Here is a 21,150-nt window from a genome sequence, read left to right on the forward strand (position 1 = left end):
CGGCCCACCGGCGACGGCCGGAGGCGCGGTTCCCGTGCCGTCGTCCCGTGCCGTCGTCCCGTGCCGTCGTCCCGTGCCGCGTCCTGTGCCGACTGTTCCGTGGACGCCGCCCCGGATCAGCCGGAGGTGCGGCGGGTTTCCGCTCCGCCGGCCGGGCCGTGGGCGCCGGCGGCTGCCGCGCCGGGGTGCTCGGGCGTGGCGGCGACCGGGCCCGCGGCGGCCTTCCCGGAGCCGGGCGGCAGGGTGCCCGCGGCGGTGCCGATCTCCAGCGCGGCTTCCGCGGCGGTCGTCCCGGCCGTCTCGGCGGCCGGCGGCTCGGCGGCGGGCAGGGCGGTGGCGGGCAGGGCGGCACGTTCGGCCGCGGCGGCGCGGGCGCCGCGGAGCTGGACGCGGGTGCGGCGGGCCGTGCGCAGGGCGTCCCAGGTGAGGATGGAGAGCGCCAGCCAGACCAGGGAGAAGCCCGCCCAGCGCTCCGGGGGCATCTCCTCGCGGAAGACCGTCACGCCCAGGACGAACTGCGAGAGCGGGGTCAGGTACTGGAGCAGCCCGATGGTGGAGAGCGGCAGCCGTACCGCGGCGCCGCCGAAGCAGACCAGCGGGAGCGCGGTCACCGCGCCCGCGGTCGCCAGCAGCAGGGCGTGCCCGGTGCCCTGGGTGGTGAAGGTGGAGTCACCGCGCGAGGCGAGGAAGAAGAGGAAGCCGAGGGCGGGCAGGAACTGGATGGTGGTCTCGGCGGTCAGCGACTCCAGCCCGTCCAGTCCGATGTGCTTCTTCAGCAGGCCGTACAGGGCGAAGGAGAAGGCCAGGCAGAGGGCGATCCAGGGGAGCTGCCCGTAACCCACGGTCAGCACGGCCACCGCGACGGCTCCGGTGGCCACGGCCACCCACTGCGCCGGGCGCAGCCGCTCCCGCAGCAGCAGCACCCCGAAGGCGATGCTGACCAGCGGATTGATGAAGTACCCCAGGGCCGCCTCGACGACATGGCCGGAGTTGACGCTCCAGATGTAGAGGCCCCAGTTGGCCGAGATGGCGGTGGCGGCCAGCGCGATCAGGCCGAGCCGCTTCGGCTGCCGCAGCAGCGGGCGTATCCAGGACCGGCGCCGCAGCACGAGCATCACCACGGCCATCACCACCAGCGACCACACCATGCGGTGGGCCAGGATCTCCGCCGCCCCGGCGGGCTCCAGCAGGGGCCAGTAGAGCGGGAAGAGCCCCCAGATGCCGTACGCGGCGAACCCGAACAGCAGTCCTGTGCGGTGCTCGGCGCTCGGCTGGGTGGGGGTCACGGGGGCTCCTCGGGCGGCGGTCGGGGACGACGGAGAGGGGGGAAGGGGCGCGCGGCGACGGCAGCGACGACGGGAACGACGAAAACGACGGGAACGACGGTAACGCCGCCACGGCCGGATGTCATACCCGTTTCGCTCTACGGTCATGACGGTTCGGGGAGGGGAGAGCGGCCCGCCGGTGAACGCCGGACGGCCGTGGCGCCCCGGCCCCGTCCGGACGGCGTTGGGACGGGGTCCGGGCCGGGTTCCACCGCGGGACAGGAGGAAACCCGGGGGAGGGAGTGGCACGGCCCCCACCCGTGGGGACGGGCCGGGGGGCCGGCGCCGGGGCCGGGCCCGCCGTGGGGGGATCATCCCGCCGGTGAACGCCGCAGGGGCCGCTCCCCGTGAGGGAAGCGGCCCCTGCGGTCGCCGTGGACCCGGAGCGGAGCGCGGACCGGGTGGCGGCGGGCCGGCCGCCCCGCGGTCCGCCAAGGCCCGCGGTCCGCCAAGGCCCGCCGCGGCGGTTCAGCCCGCGACCGTCCAGGTGTCCTTGCCGTGCAGCAGGGCCGAGAGGTCACCCTTGCCGTGGCGCTCCACCGCGCCTTCGAGCTGGTCGGCCATGAGGGCGTCGTAGACCGGGCGCTCCACGCTGCGCAGCACGCCGATCGGCGTGTGGTGCAGGGTGTCGGCGTCGGCCAGCCGGGACAGGGCGAAGGCCGTGGTCGGGGAGGCCGAGTGGGCGTCGTGCACGAGCACCGAGCCGGCGTTCTCCGCCGTCACGTCCACCACCAGCAGATCGCCGGTGGCCTGGTCGCGGACGACGCCCTTGGCGCCGAGGCCGTCGCCGCCGTCCTCCTCCGCCCAGGGGGTGCCGAAGCGGATCGGCCGGCCGTGCTCCAGGCGGATCACGGCCTCCTGCGCCTGCTGCTTGTCCTTGAGCACCTCGAAGGCGCCGTCGTTGAAGATGTTGCAGTTCTGGTAGATCTCCACCAGCGCCGTGCCCGGGTGGGCGGCGGCCTGCCGCAGCACCTCGGTGAGGTGCTTGCGGTCGGAGTCCACCGTCCGGGCGACGAAGGACGCCTCGGCGCCCAGGGCGAGCGAGACGGGGTTGAACGGCGCGTCCAGCGAGCCCATCGGCGTGGACTTGGTGATCTTGCCGACCTCGGAGGTGGGGCTGTACTGGCCCTTGGTCAGCCCGTAGATCCGGTTGTTGAAGAGCAGGATCTTGAGGTTGACGTTCCGCCGGAGCGCGTGGATCAGGTGGTTGCCGCCGATGGACAGCGCGTCGCCGTCGCCGGTGACCACCCAGACGGACAGGTCCCGCCGGGAGCCGGCCAGCCCGGTCGCGATGGCCGGGGCGCGGCCGTGGATGGAGTGCATCCCGTAGGTGTTCATGTAGTACGGGAAGCGGGAGGAGCAGCCGATGCCGGAGACGAAGACGATGTTCTCCCGGGCCAGCCCCAGCTCGGGCATGAAGCCCTGCACGGCGGCCAGCACGGCGTAGTCACCGCAGCCGGGGCACCAGCGCACCTCCTGGTCGGACTTGAAGTCCTTCATGGACTGCTTGGCCTCGGCCCGGGGCACGAGGGAGAGCGCCTCGAACGGGGCGGGCACGCCCCGGCCGGGTCCGGCCGTCTCCTTCGCGGCTGTCTCAGTCATCGATGGCCTCCTTGACCAGGTCGGCGAGTTGCTCGGCCTTGAACGGCATCCCGGTGACCTGGGTGTACGAGCGGACGTCCACCAGGTACCGCGCCCGCAGCAGATGCGCGAGCTGCCCGAGGTTCATCTCCGGCACCAGCACCCGGTCGTACCGTCGCAGAACCTCGCCCAGATTCCGCGGGAAGGGGTTGAGGTGGCGCAGATGGGCCTGGGCGACGGCCCGTCCTTCCCGGCGGACGCGGCGCACGGCCGCCGTCACCGGGCCGTACGTCGAGCCCCAGCCGAGGATCAGCAGCCCGGCGTCGCCCCCGGGGTCGTCGACGACGAGGTCCGGCACCTCGACGCCGTCGACCTTGGCCTGGCGGGTGCGGACCATGAGGTCGTGGTTGGCCGGGTCGTAGGAGATGTTCCCCGTGCCGTCCTGCTTCTCGATGCCGCCGATGCGGTGCTCCAGGCCCGGGGTGCCGGGCACGGCCCAGGGGCGGGCGAGGGTGTGCGGGTCGCGCTTGTAGGGCCAGAACACCTCGGTGCCGTCGGCCAGCTCGTGGTTGGGGCCGGAGGCGAAGCGGACCGTCAGATCGGGCAGGTCCGCGAGGTCCGGGATGCGCCAGGGCTCGGAGCCGTTGGCCAGGTAACCGTCGGAGAGCAGGAAGACGGGGGTGCGGTAGGTGAGCGCGATCCGGGCGGCGTCCAGGGCCGCGTCGAAGCAGTCCGCCGGGGTGGCCGGGGCCACCACCGGTACCGGCGCCTCGCCGTTGCGGCCGTACAGCGCCTGCAACAGGTCGGCCTGCTCGGTCTTGGTGGGCAGGCCGGTGGACGGGCCGCCGCGCTGGATGTCCACGATCAGCAGGGGCAGTTCGAGGGAGACGGCGAGGCCGATCGTCTCCGACTTCAGGGCCACCCCCGGCCCGGAGGTGGTGGTCACGGCGAGCGAGCCGCCGAAGGCCGCGCCCAGGGCCGCGCCGATGGCGGCGATCTCGTCCTCCGCCTGGAAGGTCCGCACGCCGAAGTTCTTGTGCTTGGACAGCTCGTGCAGGATGTCCGAGGCCGGGGTGATCGGGTACGAGCCGAGGTAGAGCGGCAGGTCCGACTGGTGAGACGCGGCGATCAGCCCGTAGGACAGCGCGAGGTTCCCGGAGATGTTGCGGTACGTGCCGGTGGGGAACGCCGCCGCGGCCGGGGCCACCTCGTAGGAGACGGCGAAGTCCTCGGTGGTCTCGCCGAAGTTCCAGCCCGCGCGGAAGGCGGCGACGTTCGCCTCGGCGATCTCCGGCTTCTTGGCGAACTTGGAACGCAGGAAGCGCTCGGTGCCCTCGGTCGGCCGGTGGTACATCCAGGACAGCAGGCCGAGCGCGAACATGTTCTTGGAGCGGCCGGCGTCCTTCCGCGACAGGTCGAAGCCCTTGAGCGCCTCGACGGTAAGCGTGGTCAGCGGCACCGGGTGGACCCGGTACGCGGCCAGCGAGCCGTCCTCCAGCGGGCTGGTGGCGTACCCGACCTTGGCCATGGCGCGCTTGGAGAACTCGTCGGTGTTGACGATGATCTCCGCGCCCTGCGGCAGGTCGGCGACGTTGGCGCGGAGCGCGGCCGGGTTCATGGCCACCAGGACGTTCGGCGCGTCGCCCGGGGTGAGGATGTCGTGGTCCGCGAAGTGCAGCTGGAAGCTGGAGACGCCGGGCAGCGTGCCGGCGGGGGCGCGGATCTCGGCGGGGAAGTTCGGCAGCGTGGAGAGGTCGTTGCCGAAGGACGCGGTCTCCGAGGTGAAACGATCCCCCGTGAGCTGCATGCCGTCGCCCGAGTCGCCGGCGAAGCGGATGATCACACGGTCGAGGCGGCGGATCTCCTTGGCGGTGGAACCTGCGGCGGTGGCGCTGTGCTCCGTGCTGCCGTGCTCCGTGCCGGCGGTGGCGGCGGCACCGGCCTCCCCGGCGGCGGCCGTCGCGCCGGGCGCCACCGGCGTCCGGTCCGAGGCGGCTGCCCCACCGTCCTGCTCGGCTGGACTGTTGACCTGGCTGGTCACTGAACTGGACCTCCCTTGAGGCGGCGACTCCGGGGTGCGGGCACGTCGACCGGCTGTCCCACTGGCCACTGTACGTGGGTAAGGGTGACCTTCCTTGAAAAGCTCATCATCTGGACACCATTCCGAGACGGACAAGAGTGGCCCATGGTCGTCATGTCCCCTCCGCGCGTCCGTCATGTCCCCTGGTTCCGGAGGGGCCCGAACGGGCTCCGGGGGCATCCCGTTCCGCCGCCCGGCCCTGGTCGGGGTGGTCTCCGGCACCGCCCGGCCGGGGCCGGTGGCCCTCGTCCGGGGGAGCCGCCGGGTCCGCGGCGGGATGCCGCCGGTCTCTTTCCGCCCCTCCCCGGGCCCTTCCGGGCCCCATCTCCGTCCAACCGCGCGGCCCGCCCGGGTCTTCCGCCCGGGGCGGACGGGTGAGCCGGACGGGGCCGGCCGGACGCCGCCCCGCGCCCCGGAGGGGCCGCGGGGGAGTCCGCCCGCACCGGCGGCCCACCGGGGAACCCGGCAGGTCACAGCGGCCGGGAACCGCTCAGGACTTCAGATAGGTGAGGACCGCCAGCACCCGGCGGTGATCCCCGTCACTCGGCGCGAGACCGAGCTTCAGGAAAATGTTGCTCACATGCTTCTCCACCGCTCCGTGGCTCACCACGAGCTGCCGGGCGACGGCCGCGTTCGTCCGCCCCTCGGCCATCAGCCCCAGCACCTCCCGCTCCCGCGGGGTGAGCGCGGCCAGCACGTCCTGCTTGCGGCTGCGGCCCAGGAGCTGGGCGACGACCTCCGGGTCCAGGGCGGTGCCCCCGCCGGCCACCCGCACCACGGCGTCGACGAACTCCCGGACCTCCGCCACCCGGTCCTTCAGCAGGTAACCGATGCCCCGGCTGCTCGCCGCCAGCAGCTCCGTCGCGTACTGCTCCTCCACGTACTGGGAGAGCACCAGCACGCCCACGCCCGGGTGGTCCCGGCGGAGCCGAACGGCCGCCCGGACGCCCTCGTCGGTGTGGGTGGGCGGCATCCGCACATCGGCGACCACCACGTCGGGCAGCGCGCCCCCGGCCGCCAGCTCGTCCACCGTCCGCAGCAGCGCCTCGCCGTCGCCCACGCCCGCGACCACCTCGTGTCCCCGGTCGGTGAGGAGCCGGGTCAGGCCCTCCCGCAACAGCACCGAGTCCTCGGCGATGACCACGCGCACGCCGCTCTCCGCCATCCGTGGGGCGGCGGAGTACAGCGGGCCTCCCGCCCGCCCCGTCCGCCCCGCCTGCCGTACCTCGCCCGCCGTGGCCCGCCGCGGCCCCGCCGCGGTGCCCGTGCCGTCCCCGCCGTTCATTCCCTCGCCCCCAGTCCGTGGTCCCCCGGCAGTCGCCCCCAGCATCCCAGCAATCGGACGCGGGCGCGCGCCGCGGGACGGGCCGGGGACGGCCGGCGACGGGATCCGCCGGGTCAGTCGCGCCAGGGCAGTTCGGCGGTGATCACGGTCCCGCCGCCGGCGGGGGAGTCGACGACGAGCAGTCCGTCCACGGCGCTCAGGCGTTCGGCGAGTCCGGCGAGGCCGGTGCCGCGGGTGGTGTCGGCTCCGCCTTGTCCGTTGTCGGTGACGTGGAGGAGGAGGCGGTTGTGGGTGTGCCAGATGTCGAGGGTGGCGTGGGTGGCGTGGCTGTGTTTGCTGATGTTCTGGAGGAGTTCGGAGGCGGTGAAGTAGGTGATGCCTTCGATGGCGGGTGCGGGTCGGTGGGGGAGGTCGGTGGTGACGGTGACGGGGATGGTGGTGCGGGCGGCGAGGTGGGAGAGGGCGGGTCCGAGTCCGCGGTCGGTGAGGATGGCGGGGTGGATGCCGCGGGCGAGGTCGCGGAGTTCCTGGAGGGCGAGTTTGACCTCGCCGTGGGCTTCGTCGACCATGCGGGCTGCTGTTTCGGGGTCTTCGGTGAGTTTTTCCTTGGCGAGGCCGAGGTCCATGGCGAGGGCGACGAGGCGGGCTTGTGCGCCGTCGTGGAGGTCGCGTTCGATGCGGCGGAGGTCGGCGGCGGCGGTGTCGATCACCGTTCCCCGCCCCGACTCCAGCTCGGACACGCGCGTGGCCAGCCGGGAGGGGCCGAGCAGGCCGGTGACCAGCATCCGGTCCACGGTCGTCAGGCCGCGCAGCACCCAGGGCGTGGCCAGGACCACCAGCAGTCCGAGGCCGGCGGTCAGCAGGATCTCGGCGGGGGAGTCCAGGTACGCGCCGTTGCCCTGCCCGTCGCCGTAGAGCTGGATGCCGGACCGGCCGGCGGTGACGGGCAGGGCCCGGAACCAGAGCGGATAGGTGAGCAGCCCCCACCCGGCGCACATCAGGGTGAGCGCCACGGAGAAGCCGAGGACCGCCCAGGGGAACAGCAGCAGGGTGTAGAGCAGGTGCCGCCAGGACGTGCCGCTCTTCAGCAGCGCGCCCAGCCGGGCGAACGGCCCGCCCGTCCCGGGCCGCACCGGCTCCGGCGCCGCGACGTCCGTGTCCAGCAGCGCCCGCGCCCGGCCGCGTTCCACCACGCCGAACGCGCGGCAGCCGGCCAGGGCGGCGGCGAGCACCGGCAGGCCGAGGAAGGTGATCAGCAGGCCGGCCCCGAGCGAGACCGTGGTGACGGTGAAGACGAACATCACGGTCGCCATCGGCAGGCCGAGCAGCAGGTGCAGGAACTCCCGCCAGGTCCGGCCGGCCAGCGGCTCACGCAGGGCCGCGGGGAGCCGGGAGGTACGGGGCTGCGGAGCGTCGTCGTACGCGGTGGCCATGGTCTCTCGTCCGATCCGTCCGTGGGGGCCGTGGTGTGGGGGGTGTGCGGGCCGTGTGTGGGCCGCGGCGTGGGGCGTGGGAGCTGCCGGGGCCCGGCCGCGGGAGGCGCCCGGTACCGGCGGGCCGCGGGGCCGGGGCGGGCCGTGCGACCCGGTGCCCCTGGCCGGGCCTCCCGGGCTCCTTGGCCGCGCGTCCCGTTCCCCTGCCGTGTGCCTGAGGGGCGCCGGCCTCCCGGGGCGGGGTACTCCCGGGCCGGTCTCCTGCCCGGACGGCCGGACCAGCGCACGGCCCGGACCAGCTCACGGGCCGTCCGGGCGCTACGCCACGGGCCGGTCCCGCCAGGGCAGTTCGGCGGTGATCACGGTCCCGCCGCCGGCGGGGGAGTCGACGACGAGCAGTCCGTCCACGGCGCTCAGGCGTTCGGCGAGTCCGGCGAGGCCGGTGCCGCGGGTGGTGTCGGCTCCGCCTTGTCCGTTGTCGGTGACGTGGAGGAGGAGGCGGTTGTGGGTGTGCCAGATGTCGAGGGTGGCGTGGGTGGCGTGGCTGTGTTTGCTGATGTTCTGGAGGAGTTCGGAGGCGGTGAAGTAGGTGATGCCTTCGATGGCGGGTGCGGGTCGGTGGGGGAGGTCGGTGGTGACGGTGACGGGGATGGTGGTGCGGGCGGCGAGGTGGGAGAGGGCGGGTCCGAGTCCGCGGTCGGTGAGGATGGCGGGGTGGATGCCGCGGGCGAGGTCGCGGAGTTCCTGGAGGGCGAGTTTGACCTCGCCGTGGGCTTCGTCGACCATGCGGGCTGCTGTTTCGGGGTCTTCGGTGAGTTTTTCCTTGGCGAGGCCGAGGTCCATGGCGAGGGCGACGAGGCGGGCTTGTGCGCCGTCGTGGAGGTCGCGTTCGATGCGGCGGAGGTCGGCGGCGGCGGTGTCGATCACCGTCCCCCGCCCCGACTCCAGCTCGGCGATCCGCCGTTCCAGCTCGTCCGAGGGTGAGAGCAGCGCCCGCACCACCGCGCGGTCCGCGTGCGTCAGCCCGCGCGCCGTCCAGCCCAGCAGCGGCCACGCGACGAAGAGCGAGACGAGGACGACGGTGAACGTCAGGATTCCCCAGGGGAGCCGGATCAGCGAGTAGAGCACGGTGCGCCAGCCCACCGGGTCCTTCAGCGTCGTCCACAGCCAGGGGAGGAAGCCGCCGTGCGCGCGGGGGCGGATCGGGCTCGGCTCCTCCACCGCCACCCCCAGCAGCGCCCGCGCGCGGGCCCGCTCCACCTTGCCGAACTGGCGTGCGCCGAGCAGCCCCAGGGCGAGCACCGGCAGCCCCACCACGGTGACCGAGAGCCCGATGCCGGCGTAGAGCCACAGCGACACGAAGGTGAACCCCGCGAGGTCCATCGGCAGGTTGAGCAGCAGATGCGCGACCTCCTTCCAGGTCCGCGCGGAAAAGCCGAAACCGGGCGGGGGCAGCGCGGCGGACGTGGCCTCCCCGCCGGTGGCGCGGCCGGGCCCGGCGCCGTCCGCCCGTCCGCCGGGGCCGCCGCCCGGGCCGGGCCGGTCCGCGCTCCGGTCCGCCGGCCGGTGCGCCGCTTGATCCGCCGCCTGATCGGGCGCCGTGTTCGCCGCCTGCTCCGCCGGCCGGCCCGTCGCTCCGGCCGGGGACGCGAAGGTGCTCTCGGTCATGCGCCCACCCTGCCGGAGCGCGGGGGGCCGCGCCATGGGGAGGCCCCGGGGGCCGGAGGTGGGGACAACCCGACCCCCGGGCCGGTACGCGCTGCTTCCGGCCGGGCGGCCAGGGCCTAGACTCCCCTGTCGTACGGACCGTCGTACGGACGGGGCCGGTGGGACTGCGGTTCCGCGGCCGCCGCCGGTGCCGTGGGCAGTGATCGTGGCGCACCGCGGTGACGCGGCAGCCGTGGTGGTCCCGGGCGCGGAACCGCCGCCGCCACGGGGACCACGGACCCGCGGTGCCACGGCGCCGGGATCGGCCCGGGCAGCCGTCGAGAAGCAGAGGCCGGGAAGCGAGGGGCGGACGTGCTGGAGCCGACCGTACGTGCGGCGACGTCGCCGGAGGTGGGGCCGGCGGCGGACTACTTCCAGGGGTATACGGTCGTCGGCCTGCTCGCGGTGGTCGGCGTCCTCTTCGTCGCCGTGGCGTTCACGGCCGGGCGCCTGCTCCGGCCGGAGGTGCCGACCCCCGAGAAGCTGATGACGTACGAGTGCGGGGTGGACCCCGTGGGCGAGGGCTGGGCGCACACCCAGGTCCGCTATTACGTCTACGCCTTCCTCTACGTGGTCTTCGCCGTGGACTCGATCTTCCTGTTCCCCTGGGCGACGATCTTCGCCGATCCGGGCTTCGGCGGTGTCACGCTGGTGGAGATGTTCATCTTCCTCGGCTTCCTCGCCATCGGCCTGCTCTACGCATGGAAGAAGGGCGTCCTGGAATGGACGTGACGGACGGAACCGCCGGCGGCGGCGGGAGGACGGCCGGTGACGGCCCGGCGGGCGGCGCGCCCGGCGGCACGACCGGATCCGGCGCGGCGGCGGCACCCGCCGCCGCGGGGGCGGCCCCCGGCGGGCCCGGCCCCGTGCCGCTGCCCGAGCCGCGCCGCCTCGGGGTGCTCGCGCGGCTGGCGCCGGAGCCGATGAAGGTGGTCCTCAACTGGGGCCGCCGCTACAGCCTCTGGGTCTTCAACTTCGGCCTGGCCTGCTGCGCGATCGAGTTCATCGCCGCGTCGATGGCCCGGCACGACTTCATCCGGCTGGGCGTGATCCCCTTCGCGCCGGGCCCCCGCCAGGCCGACCTGATGGTGGTCTCCGGCACGGTCACCGACAAGATGGCGCCCGCCGTGCGCCGGCTGTACGAGCAGATGCCGGAGCCCAAATACGTCATCTCCTTCGGCGCCTGCTCCAACTGCGGCGGCCCGTACTGGGACTCGTACGCGGTCACCAAGGGCGTGGACCAGATCATCCCGGTCGACGTCTACGTCCCGGGCTGCCCGCCCCGGCCGGAAGCGCTCCTCCAGGGCATCCTCAAGCTCCAGGAGAAGATCGCGGGCGAGTCGCCGGCCGAGCGCTACGGGAACGGGACCGGCCGGGACCGCCGGCTCGCGGCGGCGCGGCTCCGCAGCGGACCCGTGCCGGCGCCCGCCGCGCCCGCAGCGCCCGCAGCGTCCCCCGAGTCCGCCGCGCCCGCCGAGCCGCCGTCCCCCGCACCGCAGGACCCGCCGGGCGGAGACCGGCCCGGCACCCCGCCCCGTTCCCCCGGGCACTCCGAGGAGGACGGCCGATGAGCGGGACGAACGGCACGCCCGGCGGCGGGCCCGGCGCGGAGCGCGACGCCGTCGGCTGGCTGCCCGGGGGAGCCGAGGAGCTGTTCGGCCGGGGCGCCACCGCGGAGGAGAGCTACGGGCTGCTCACCGTCGATGTGCCCCCGGGTGCCTGGATCATGGCGCTGGAGATCGCCCGGGACGCGCTGCGCTGCACCTACTTCGACTGGCTGAGCGCCGTCGACGAGCCCGGCACCGGCTTCCGGGTGGCCGCCCATGTCGTCGCCCTCCCCGACCCGGCCTCCGGCGCGGGCGTCCGGCGGCTGCTCGTCCGCACCACCGTGGCGCACGAGGCGGCCGAACTGCCCACCGCCACCGGCGTGTACGCGGGCGCGGCCTGGCACGAGCGGGAGACGCACGAGATGTTCGGCATCGGCTTCACCGGCCACCCCGGGCTGACCCCGCTGCTGCTGCCGGAGAACTTCGAAGGCCACCCGCTGCGCAAGGACTTCGTCCTCGCCGCCCGGGTCGCCAAGGCGTGGCCGGGGGCCAAGGAGCCCGGCGAGCCGGAGCACGGCGGGCCCAAGCGGCGGCAGATGCTGCCGCCCGGCGTGCCCGACCCCAACACCTGGGGGCCGCTCAAGGGGCAGCTGCCCCCGGCGCCCACCCGCGCCGCGCGCGGCGCCCGGGCGGGCGGCGCGGGCCGCGCGGCGACCGGTGCCGCGGGGCGCCCCGCCGGCGCCGCCCGGCGCGGTGCCACCGAGGACGCGGGCGGCGTGGCGGGTGCGGCGGGCGCGGCGGCCACGGAGTCTCCGGGCGGTACGGAGCCTCGGGGCGGTACGGAGGGCGCGGGCGGCGCGGCGGGGACGGGTGGTGCGGCTGGTACGGCCGGTTCGGCGGGTGCGGCCGGTCCGGCTGGTTCGGGCGGTTCGGCCGGTACGGGGCCCGCTGCGCGCGGCTCGCGCCGGATGCGGAGCGCGAGCGCGGGTTCCGCGAGCCGGCGGGCCGCCACGCCGGAGAAGGGCGACGCGGGCGGCGCCGAGGACACCGGGGCGGCTCCGGACGGCGCGGTCACCCCGGGACGGGCGGCGGCGCCCCGCTCCACGGACGCGCCCTGGCTCGCTCCCCGCCCGGCGTTCGACGAGACCACCGGGGGAAGCGAAACCCCCCGGAAGCCCGAGAAGCCCGAGAAGCCCGAGAAGCCCGGGAAGGCCGGGAAGCCCGCAGATTCCGAGGACCCCGGAAGTCCCGGGGAGCGCGGGACGCCACCGCCCGCGAGCGGTGCCGAACCGGAGACGGACCGGATCGGCGGCGCGAACGGCGACGCGGCGGGTGGAACCGCGAGCGGCGGCGGCACGGCGGGCGACGGCGCGAACGGCGACCCACCGGGCGCCCCCGAGAGCGGCGGCACGGGTGACGGCGCGAGCGGCGGCACCGCGGGAGGCGCCTCGTGACCGACGCGCTCGACATCACCTGGCGGCTGCTCGCCGTCTTCGTGGCCTTTCTGCTGCTGCCGCTGATCGTGGGCCAGGCCGAGCACAAGGTCATGGCCCATATGCAGGGCCGGCTCGGCCCGATGTCGGCGGGCGGGTTCCACGGCTGGGCCCAGCTCGTCGCGGACGGTGTGAAGTTCGCGCAGAAGGAGGACATCGTTCCGGCGGGCGCCGACCGGCGCGTCTTCCGGATCGCCCCGGCCGTCGCGCTGCTGCCCTATCTGCTGGTGCTGGTCGCGATCCCGGTCGGCCCGGGGGACGCCGTCGGCCGGCCGCTGGACGCGGGCCTCTTCTACGTCCTGGCCATGATGGGCGTCGGCGTGCTGGGCTCGCTCATGGGCGGCTGGGCCTCGGCGAACAAGTATTCGCTGCTCGGCGGGGTCCGGACGGCCGCCCAGCTGCTGGCGTACGAGCTGCCGATGCTGCTGTCCGCCGCGTCCGTGGCGATGGCCGCCGGGACGGTGTCGCTCGTCGGCATCCTCGACGGTTTCCAGTGGTGGTGGGTGCCGTGGCAGATCGCCGGTGCCCTGGTGTTCTTCACCGCCGGGCTGGCCGAGCTGCACCGGCCGCCGTTCGACATGCCCGTCGCCGACTCGGAGATCATCTTCGGCGCGTACACCGAGTACACCGGGTTGCGCTTCGCGCTGTTCCTGCTGGCCGAGTACGCGGGCATCGTGGTCCTCTGCGCGCTGACGGCGGTGCTCTTCCTCGGCGGCTGGCACGGGCCGGTCGGCTCCGGCTGGTTCTGGACGCTGCTGAAGACGGCGCTGCTGGCCTTCGTCGTCATCTGGCTGCGGGTGAGCTTCCCGCGGCTGCGCGAGGACCAGCTCCAGAAGTTCGCCTGGACCGTGCTGGTCCCGCTCGCGCTCGCGCAGATCGCGCTCACCGGTGTCGTCAAGGTGGTGGTGTCCTGATGTCCCCCGTGCCCGGCAGCGGCCTCGCCAAGGGGCTGGCCGTGACGTTGCGGACGATGACGCGGCGCGCGCACACCGCGCGCTACCCCGACGCGCAGCCCGAACTGCCGCCCCGTTCGCGCGGCGTGATCGGGCTGTTCGAGGAGAACTGCACGGTCTGCATGTTGTGCGCCCGCGAGTGCCCCGACTGGTGCATCTACATCGACTCGCACAAGGAGACCGTCCCCCCGGCCGCCCCGGGCGGGCGCGAGCGCAGCCGCAACGTGCTCGACCGGTTCGCCATCGACTTCGCGCTCTGCATGTACTGCGGCATCTGCATCGAGGTCTGCCCGTTCGACGCGCTGTTCTGGTCCCCGGAGTTCGAGTACGCGGAGACGGACATCCACGAACTCACCCATGAGCGGGACCGGCTCCGCGAGTGGATGTGGACGGTGCCCGAGCCGCCCGCGCTCGACCCGGCGGCGGAGGAGCCGAAGGAACTGGCGGCGGCCCGGAAGACGGCCGAGAAGATCGCCGCGGCGGAGCGCACGGCCGCCGAGGCGGACGGGACCGCCACGGGCCGCACCACGGGTGCCGGCGACACGCCCTCGCCCGCGCCCCGGGACGGGACCGGCCGGGGGACGGCCGAGCGACGGGAGGGCGGCGCATGACGGCGACCGGTCCGGTGCCGCTCGCCACCGAGCTGCTGAGCGCCGGGGCGCACGCCGCCGGGGCCCAGGCGCCGACGGCGGGCGCGAACGCGATGCGTACCCACGCGGTGACCCTGGCGGCCGAGGCCGGCGGGCGGGGCTTCCTCTCCCCCACGGGGGTGGAGATCGCCTTCCTGCTGGTGGGTCTGGTCACCCTCGGGGCGGCGATCGTCACCGTCACCACCCGGCAGCTGGTGCACGCCGCGCTCTGGCTGGTGGTGGCGCTCGGCGGGCTCGCCGTGGAGTACCTGCTGCTGACGGCCGAGTTCATCGCCTGGGTGCAGGTGCTGATCTACGTGGGTTCGGTGGTGGTGCTGCTCCTCTTCGGGCTGATGCTGACCAAGGCCCCCATCGGGCGCTCCCCGGACGCGGACTCGGGCAACCGGCCGGCCGCGCTCGCGGTCGCGGTCACCGCGGCCGTGACCCTCGTCTGGGTGGTCGTCGACGCCTTCCGCACCACCTGGATCGACCTGGACGAAGCCGGGCGGGGCTCCACCGCCGCCACCGGCCGGATGCTTTTCCAGCACTGGGTCCTGCCGTTCGAGGCGCTCTCCCTGCTGCTGCTCTCGGCGCTGGTCGGAGCGATCGTCCTCGCGCGCCGCGACGGGAACGGCACCCGGGGCCGTGACGGCGGCAGGGGCCGTGACGACGGCGGGAACGCCGACCGGGACAGCGGCCGGGACGGCGTCACGGAGGAACAGCGCTGATGCATCTCGCCTACCCCGCCGTGCTGGCCGCGCTGCTGTTCTGCACCGGCCTCTACGGTGTCCTCGCCCGGCGCAACGCCATCCTCGTCCTGATGTCCGTCGAGCTGATGCTCAACGCCGTCAACCTCAACCTCGTCGCGTTCGACGTCTGGCTCCGCGACACCCTCCACGCCGGACAGGCGCTGACCCTCTTCGTCATCACCGTCGCCGCCGCCGAGATCGGCATCGGACTCGCCATCGTGCTCCTGGTGTTCCGCCGGCGCGGCGACTCCGGGATCGACCGCCTCCGGGACACCGCCGAACCCCCGGACCCGCGCCCCGGCGGCGCGCCGGACGGTGCCGGCACCCCGGCGGACGAGCCCCGGCACGGCGGCCCGCGGACACCGGTACGGAAGGCGGGAACCACCGCGTGACCACCACGACCCTCGCCGTCCTCGTCCCCCTGCTGCCGTTCCTCGGCGCCGTCGCGATCCTGCTCGTGGGGCGGCGGGCCCCCGGGTTCGTCCAGCCGCTCGCCGTGCTGCCGGTGCTGGCCTCGGCGGCGCTGGCCGTCCTCGTCGCCGTGTCGCAGGGCGGCGGGGAGACCCTGAGCCCGGGCACGCGGCTCACCCCCACCGGCTCCGTGCCGATCGACCTCGCCTTCTACCTCGACGGATTCGCGGTGCTGGTCGCCGTGGCCGTCGCGGTGGTCGCCACCGGCGTGCAGCTCTACTCCACCGGGTATCTGCGCGACGACCCGCGGTACCCCTCCTACGCCGCGCTCGTCTCCCTCTTCACCGCCGCGATGCTGCTGGTCGTCTACTCCGGTGATCTGATGGTGCTGCTGGTCGGCTGGGAGGTCATGGGGGTCTGCTCCTACTTCCTCGTCGGCCACTACTGGGAGACGGCCGCCGCCCGGTCCGCCTCCCTCAAGGCGTTCCTCGTCACCAAGGCCGGTGACGTCCCCTTCCTGATCGGGCTGTTCGTGCTCGCCGGGGAGGCCGGCACCTTCCGGATCAACGGCATCCTGACGGCCGCCTCTTCCGGGGACGGCCTCGCCCACCCGACGGTGACCGCGCTGCTGCTGCTCGCCGGGGTGGCCGGCAAGTCCGCCCAGTTCCCGCTCCACACCTGGCTGCCCAGCGCCATGGCCGGTCCCACGCCGGTGTCCGCGCTGATCCACGCCGCGACGATGGTCGCCGCAGGTGTCTACTTCGTGGCCCGGCTGCTGCCCGTCTTCACCGCCTCCGCCGCCGCGCTGGCCGTGCTCGCCGTCATGGCCGCCGTCACCATGGCCGGCTCCGCGCTGGCGGCGCTGGCCCAGGACGACATCAAGCGCGTACTGGCCTACTCCACCCTCGGCCAGCTCGGCTACATGACCGGCGCGCTGGCCCTCGGCGAACGCGGCGCCGCCGTCTTCCACCTCCTCACCCACGGCGCCTTCAAGGCGCTCCTCTTCCTCGGCGCGGGCGTGCTGATCCATGTCGCCGGGACCAACTCGCTCGCCGCGATGTCCCGGATGCCGGAGCTGCGCCGCCGCGCCCCGGACGCCTACTGGACCATGACGGTCGCCCTGCTGGCCCTCGCCGCCATGCCGCCGTTCAGCGGCTTCTTCTCCAAGGAGGCCGTCCTGGGCGCGGCCGAACACGCCGCTCTCGGCCGGGCCGAGGGCGTCCCGGCCGCCGTCGGCTGGACCGTCCTCGCCGCCGGCCTGCTCACCGCCCTCCTCACCGCCGCGTACGCGACCCGCCTCTGGCTCCTCATGGGCGTCCCCGGCGCCCCGCCGGCGACCGGAAGCCCCGCTGTCGACGGCACCCCGGCGACCGGCACCCCGGCGGCGGCAGGCGGCCCGGACACCCCCGCGCCGGTGGCCGGCGCCCGCACGGGGAGCGGCGCACCCGGGACCCCGGACGCCGCCGCGCCGGTGGCGGCCGGCCTCGCCCCGGACGCGCCGCACCCCACCGCTCCCGTGCCGGTGGTCATGAACGCCGTGCTCTGGGTCCTGTTCCTGCCCGCCGCCGGGCTCGGCGCCACCGTCGGATGGCTGCCCGGCTGGTTCGACGGCACCTCGCTCGCCCCGACCCTCGTCACCTCCGTCCTCGGGACCGGTCTGGCCCTCGTCGGCATCCTGCTCACCTACGCCACCTGGCGGCACACCACCGCCCTGGCCCGCACGGCCCCGCCCGTGCCGGTGGCCGCCGTCCCCGCGCACCCCGGCGCGGAGGAGCCGGCCCGCTCCGAGGCCGAAGCCATCGCCACCCACGAGCCGGCCTACGGCTCCGTCGCCGCCGCGGCGGATCCGGCCGATCCGGGCCGCCTCCTCCTCGGCAGGCTCCACCGCCACGCCGCCGCGGGCTTCCACGCGGACCGGCTCTGGGCCGCGCTGGCCGTCCGCCCCACGCTCGCCGCGGCCGCCCTGGTCCGCCGCGCCGACCGGGACGTCGTCGAGCGCGCCGTGCGGGCCGTCGCCGCCGTGCCGGGGCTGCTGGGCGCGCTGGTCCGCCGGGCCCAGACCGGCAACGCCCAGACCTACCTGGCCGCCCTGCTCGCCGGCTCCGTCCTGCTGGCGGCGGCCGCCGTCCTCCTCGCCACCGGAACCGGAGCGTGACCGTGACCGGCCTGACCACGGGCACCGTGCTGCCGTACCTCCTCCTCGCGGTCGTCGCCGTCCCCTTCCTCGGCTCCGTCACCGCCCTGCTGCCCGCGCCGCCCGGACTGCGGGGCCGCGGGCCCGACCAGGCCGTGCTCCGGCACGGCGTGACCGTCACCGGCGCCGTCCTGCTGCTCTCCGTCGCGCTGGCGGCCGGCTTCGACCGGGGCGACCCGGCCCGGATGCAGGCCACCACCGACGTCCCCTGGATCCCCGCCCTCGGCACCCGCTTCCACCTGGGCGTCGACGGGGTCTCGCTCCCCCTTCTCGTGCTGACCGCGCTCCTCACCTTCCTCTGCGCGGTGCACGCCTATTTCCGCGGCCCGAAGGGCACCTCCGCCCGCGGCTTCGTGGCGCTGCTGCTGCTCCTGGAGGGCGGCACCCTCGCCACCTTCGCCGTCCTCGACCTGCTCCTGTTCTTCCTGGCGTTCGAGACAGTCCTCATCCCGATGTACTTCCTCATCGCCCGCTGGGGTGGCGCGGGCCGTGAGCGGGCGGCCTGGAAGTTCATCCTCTACACGCTGCTCGGCTCCGTCGTGATGCTGCTGGGCCTCCTTCTCCTCGGGCTGCGGGGCGGCACCTTCGACATGGTGGCACTCGCCACCGACAGTCCGTCCCCGATCGGTCACGGAACGCAACTGCTGGCCGTGCTCGCCATCGGCGCCGGCCTCGCCGTGAAGACCCCGATGTGGCCGCTGCACAGCTGGCTCCCCGACGCCCACACCGCCGCCCCCACCACGGGCTCGGTGCTCCTCGCCGGGGTGCTGCTGAAGATGGGCACCTACGGCTTCGTCCGCATCCTGCTGCCGATCGCCCCCGACGGGATGCGGACCGTCGCCCCCTACCTGGGCGCCCTCGCCGTCGCGGGGATCGTCTACGGCTCGCTCGCCTGCCTCGGCCTCGCCCTGCCACCGTCCGCCTCGCCGCGGTCCGCGTCCCCGGCGGGCGCGGGGGAGGGCCCCGGCGGAGGCGGTGGCGGCGGTGACGGCGGCCGGTTCGGCGGCGGGGACCTCAAGCGGCTCATCGCCTACTCCTCCGTGGGCCACATGGGCTTCGTGCTGCTCGGCATCGCGAGCCTCACCCCCACCGGGGTCAACGGCGCCCTCTTCGCCAACATCGCCCACGGCCTCATCACCGGCCTGCTCTTCTTCCTCGTCGGCGCGGTCAAGGAGCGCTACGGCACCGCCGACCTCGACCGGCTCGCGGGGGTGTCCGGCGGCGCGCTCTACGGGCGCGCGCCCCGTCTCGGCGGGCTGTTCGCCTTCGGCGCCGTCGCCTCCCTGGGCCTCCCCGGTCTCGCCGGGTTCTGGGGCGAGATGCTCGCCCTCTTCGGGGCCTTCCGGCCCGCGGACGGGCTCAACCGCCCCCTCTTCCTGGTGTTCACGGCGGTCGGCGCGGCCGGCACGCTGCTCACCGCCGCGTATCTGCTGGTGGTCGTCCGCCGCGTCTGCATGGGCGACCGCGAACCGGGCCACTCGGACGGAGCCGTCCCGGCCGCCCCCGCGGACGTGGACGCGTCCGTGGACACGGACGGCTCGGACGGCTCGCCCGGTGCTTCCGCCGCCTCCGCCGAGGGCATGGGTGCCCGGGAGGGCGCCCAGGCCGGCGGCCGCGCGGGCCCCCACGCGGCCGCGCACACCGCCCCGGCAGCCGGCAGCGGCCCGGCCGCCACCGCCCCGGTCACCGCCACCCCGGCCGGCACCGCCCCGGCGACCGCCACCCCCGCCGCGTCCGCCTCCCGCGGAGCCGCCCCGCCCGTCTTCGCCGACGTCCGGGGCCACGAGTTCGCCGCCTGGACCCCGCTCGTCGTCCTCACCGTCCTCGCCGGCCTCTGGCCCGCCGTCCTCCTCGGCCTGACCGACCCGGCCGTGCAGGCCCTGCTGACCGGAGGCAGCCGATGACCTCCCTCGTCCAGTCCGTCGACTGGCTCGCCCTCGCCCCGCCCGCCCTCGCCGCCGGGGCCGCCCTGGTGGTCCTGGTCGCCGATCTCTTCCTGCCGGAGCGGCGTAAGCCGCTGCTGGGCGTCCTCGCCACCGCCGGGCTCCTGCTCGCCGGGCTCGCCCTGCTGCCGCTGCTCGGCGGCGAGCGGCGCACCTTCTGTCTCACCACCGATCCGGACACGTGCAGCTACGTGGCCGACCCGTTCGCGCTGGCGTTCCAGTTCCTGGTGCTCGGCGGCGCCCTGCTGACGGCGCTGATCTCCCTGCACACCGTCCGGGACCGGCAGGTCCCCGCCGGGGAGTACTGGTTCCTGCTGCTCGCGTCCGCCGCCGGGGCCGCCCTGCTGCCCGCCTCCCGCGATCTGGCGACCCTGGTGATCGCCCTGGAGGTCGCCTCGCTGCCGGTCTTCGCGCTGGTCGGCCTAGTGCGCGACAGCAGGCTGTCGGGCGAGTCCGCGCTGAAGTTCTTCCTGTCCTCGGTGACCGCCACGGCCGTCATGCTGCTCGGCGTGAGCTTCGTCTACGCGGTCACCGGTGCGCTGCACCTGCCGCGCGTCGCGGACGGGCTCGCGGACGTGCCCCCCGGCCTCGCCACCCTCGCCACCGCGGGCGTCGCACTGACCCTGGTCGGTTTCGCCTTCAAGGCGGCCGCCGCGCCCTTCCACTTCTGGGTGCCGGACACCTACATCGGCGCGCCCGTGCCCGTCGCCGGCTATCTGTCGGTGGTCGGCAAGGCGGCGGGGCTCGCCGGGCTGATCCTGGTGGCGGTCGTGGCCTTCCCCTCGCACGCGGAGGTCTGGGGACCCGTCGTCGCCGTGCTCGCCGCCCTGACGATGACCGCCGGTAACGCGGCGGCGCTCCGCCAGCGGCCGGACCGCGCGCACGGCGCCGTACGGCTGCTGGCCTGGTCCTCCGTGGGGCAGGCCGGCTATCTGCTGGTGCCGGTCGCCGCCGCCGCGTACACCGGCGCCTCCGGTGGGGCCGTCGGCACCGCCGTCGCCTACGCCCTGATGTACGCCGCCGTCAATCTCGGTGCCTTCGCCGTCACCGCCCTGGTGGTCCGGGCGCGTCCGGCGGGCCGGATCGCCGACTTCCGCGGGCTGTGGGCGGAGCACCCGCTCGCCGCCCTCGCCCTCGCCTTCTTCCTGCTCGTCCTGGCCGGGCTGCCGCCGGGAGTGATCGGTCTCTTCGCCAAGGCGGCGGTGGTCTCGGCCGCGCTGGAGGCCGGGCTCGGCTGGCTGGCCCTGGTCACGGCCGTGAACGTCGTCATCGCCCTCGTCTACTACCTGCGCTGGACGGCCGACCTCTTCCGCGCGCCGGTGACGGGTACGGCGGACGGCCCGGCCGACGGCGGGGCGAGCGCTACGGCGGACGGCGGGGCGGACGGCGGCCCGGCCACGCTCTCCGCCGTGGGAGCCGCCGCGGGCCCTGCGGAAAGCCCGGCGGCCGGGGCGGGGAGCGCGACGGCGGCCCCGCGGGGGAGCACGAAGGGCGCCGCGACCGGGACGACTGCCTCCGGGGCCTCCGCGGCCCCCGGGGTCTCCGCGGCCCCCGGCGGGGCGGCCCCGCTCCGCACCCCCGTCTCCCTCGCCGCCGCCATCTCCCTCGCCGCCGTCCTGGGCGTCGCGCTCTCCGGCGCGCCCCAGCTCGTCCTGCGCTTCGTCACGGCCGCGCTGTTCTGAGCCCGGCGGGTCTCCTCGCGGTGCGCCGAAGAGGCCCGGCCCGGCTCCGGCCGGCGCGCCCGCCAGGAGCCCGCCCGCGCCCGTCCGCCACCGGGCCCGGCCCGCGCGGACCCGCCCCCGCCCGGTGGCCGGCACGAC

General features: G+C 75.2%; 15 protein-coding genes and 1 pseudogene. 10 read left to right on the forward strand and 6 right to left on the reverse strand.

Translation table 11 applies throughout. From position 1 onward, the window contains the following. Positions 1 to 116: 116 nt before the first annotated feature. The 6 genes from rarD to HCK00_RS21005 all read right to left on the reverse strand — a co-directional run bounded on the left by rarD (position 117) and on the right by HCK00_RS21005 (position 9,372). Positions 117 to 1,286 carry an EamA family transporter RarD gene (gene rarD / locus HCK00_RS20980; RefSeq protein ID WP_311765417.1) on the reverse strand — a complete coding sequence of 390 codons (1,170 nt, stop codon included), beginning with the start codon at positions 1,284 to 1,286 and terminating at the stop codon, positions 117 to 119. A 507-nt stretch (positions 1,287 to 1,793) separates the two neighbouring features. Further along, entirely contained in the window at positions 1,794 to 2,927 is a 1,134-nt protein-coding gene (locus HCK00_RS20985) for a 2-oxoacid:ferredoxin oxidoreductase subunit beta (protein WP_168103577.1), read from the reverse strand. Beyond that, positions 2,920 to 4,947, reverse strand: coding sequence for a 2-oxoacid:acceptor oxidoreductase subunit alpha (locus HCK00_RS20990; protein ID WP_168103578.1), 2,028 nt, complete (start codon positions 4,945 to 4,947; stop codon positions 2,920 to 2,922). Before HCK00_RS20990 ends, HCK00_RS20985 begins: the two co-directional genes overlap by 8 nt. A 529-nt stretch (positions 4,948 to 5,476) precedes the next feature. Continuing rightward, complete coding sequence (gene abrC3, locus HCK00_RS20995) at positions 5,477 to 6,136, reverse strand: response regulator AbrC3 (RefSeq protein WP_512700813.1); 660 nt, start codon at positions 6,134 to 6,136, stop codon at positions 5,477 to 5,479. Between the two features lie 248 nt (positions 6,137 to 6,384). Further along, positions 6,385 to 7,704 (reverse strand): sensor histidine kinase, encoded by a 1,320-nt coding sequence (locus HCK00_RS21000; RefSeq protein WP_168103580.1) that lies wholly within the window; start codon positions 7,702 to 7,704, stop codon positions 6,385 to 6,387. A gap of 318 nt (positions 7,705 to 8,022) precedes the next feature. Beyond that, positions 8,023 to 9,372: a sensor histidine kinase gene (locus HCK00_RS21005; RefSeq protein ID WP_168103581.1), complete on the reverse strand. Its 1,350-nt coding sequence runs from the start codon at positions 9,370 to 9,372 to the stop codon at positions 8,023 to 8,025. Positions 9,373 to 9,723: 351 nt separating this feature from the next. On the opposite strand from HCK00_RS21005, the gene HCK00_RS21010 reads away from it, so the two are divergent. From HCK00_RS21010 to HCK00_RS21055, 10 genes and pseudogenes are all read left to right on the forward strand, one after another. After that, positions 9,724 to 10,143 (forward strand): NADH-quinone oxidoreductase subunit A, encoded by a 420-nt coding sequence (locus tag HCK00_RS21010; RefSeq protein ID WP_168103582.1) that lies wholly within the window; start codon positions 9,724 to 9,726, stop codon positions 10,141 to 10,143. A gap of 191 nt (positions 10,144 to 10,334) precedes the next feature. Further along, positions 10,335 to 10,694: pseudogene (locus HCK00_RS28880) on the forward strand (NADH-quinone oxidoreductase subunit B); the annotation flags it as partial. Further along, positions 10,685 to 12,412 (forward strand): NADH-quinone oxidoreductase subunit C, encoded by a 1,728-nt coding sequence (locus HCK00_RS21020; protein ID WP_512700814.1) that lies wholly within the window; start codon positions 10,685 to 10,687, stop codon positions 12,410 to 12,412. The pseudogene HCK00_RS28880 and the gene HCK00_RS21020, both read left to right, overlap by 10 nt. Then, a complete protein-coding gene (locus HCK00_RS21025) occupies positions 12,409 to 13,365 on the forward strand; it encodes a complex I subunit 1/NuoH family protein (protein WP_168103584.1) in 957 nt (318 codons plus the stop codon). The genes HCK00_RS21020 and HCK00_RS21025 overlap by 4 nt, the downstream gene beginning before the upstream one ends. Next, on the forward strand, positions 13,365 to 14,015 hold the full coding sequence (locus HCK00_RS21030; protein WP_240965864.1) for a NuoI/complex I 23 kDa subunit family protein: 651 nt from the start codon (positions 13,365 to 13,367) through the stop codon (positions 14,013 to 14,015). The genes HCK00_RS21025 and HCK00_RS21030 overlap by 1 nt, the downstream gene beginning before the upstream one ends. A gap of 92 nt (positions 14,016 to 14,107) precedes the next feature. Continuing rightward, complete coding sequence (locus HCK00_RS21035; protein WP_168103625.1) at positions 14,108 to 14,761, forward strand: NADH-quinone oxidoreductase subunit J family protein; 654 nt, start codon at positions 14,108 to 14,110, stop codon at positions 14,759 to 14,761. Beyond that, a complete protein-coding gene (gene nuoK, locus HCK00_RS21040; protein WP_168103585.1) occupies positions 14,761 to 15,174 on the forward strand; it encodes an NADH-quinone oxidoreductase subunit NuoK in 414 nt (137 codons plus the stop codon). Before HCK00_RS21035 ends, nuoK begins: the two co-directional genes overlap by 1 nt. Next, positions 15,171 to 17,348: an NADH-quinone oxidoreductase subunit 5 family protein gene (locus HCK00_RS27840; protein WP_311765418.1), complete on the forward strand. Its 2,178-nt coding sequence runs from the start codon at positions 15,171 to 15,173 to the stop codon at positions 17,346 to 17,348. Before nuoK ends, HCK00_RS27840 begins: the two co-directional genes overlap by 4 nt. Continuing rightward, complete coding sequence (locus tag HCK00_RS21050; RefSeq protein WP_168103586.1) at positions 17,345 to 19,291, forward strand: complex I subunit 4 family protein; 1,947 nt, start codon at positions 17,345 to 17,347, stop codon at positions 19,289 to 19,291. The genes HCK00_RS27840 and HCK00_RS21050 overlap by 4 nt, the downstream gene beginning before the upstream one ends. After that, the gene (locus tag HCK00_RS21055; RefSeq protein ID WP_168103587.1) at positions 19,288 to 21,012 is read left to right on the forward strand and encodes an NADH-quinone oxidoreductase subunit N; all 1,725 of its coding nucleotides are present in this window, start codon (positions 19,288 to 19,290) and stop codon (positions 21,010 to 21,012) included. Before HCK00_RS21050 ends, HCK00_RS21055 begins: the two co-directional genes overlap by 4 nt. The last annotated feature ends 138 nt before the right edge of the window (positions 21,013 to 21,150 follow it).

This window comes from Streptomyces zingiberis, from assembly GCF_012034935.1.
In the GTDB taxonomy this organism is placed as follows: Bacteria; Actinomycetota; Actinomycetes; order Streptomycetales; family Streptomycetaceae; genus Streptomyces; species Streptomyces zingiberis.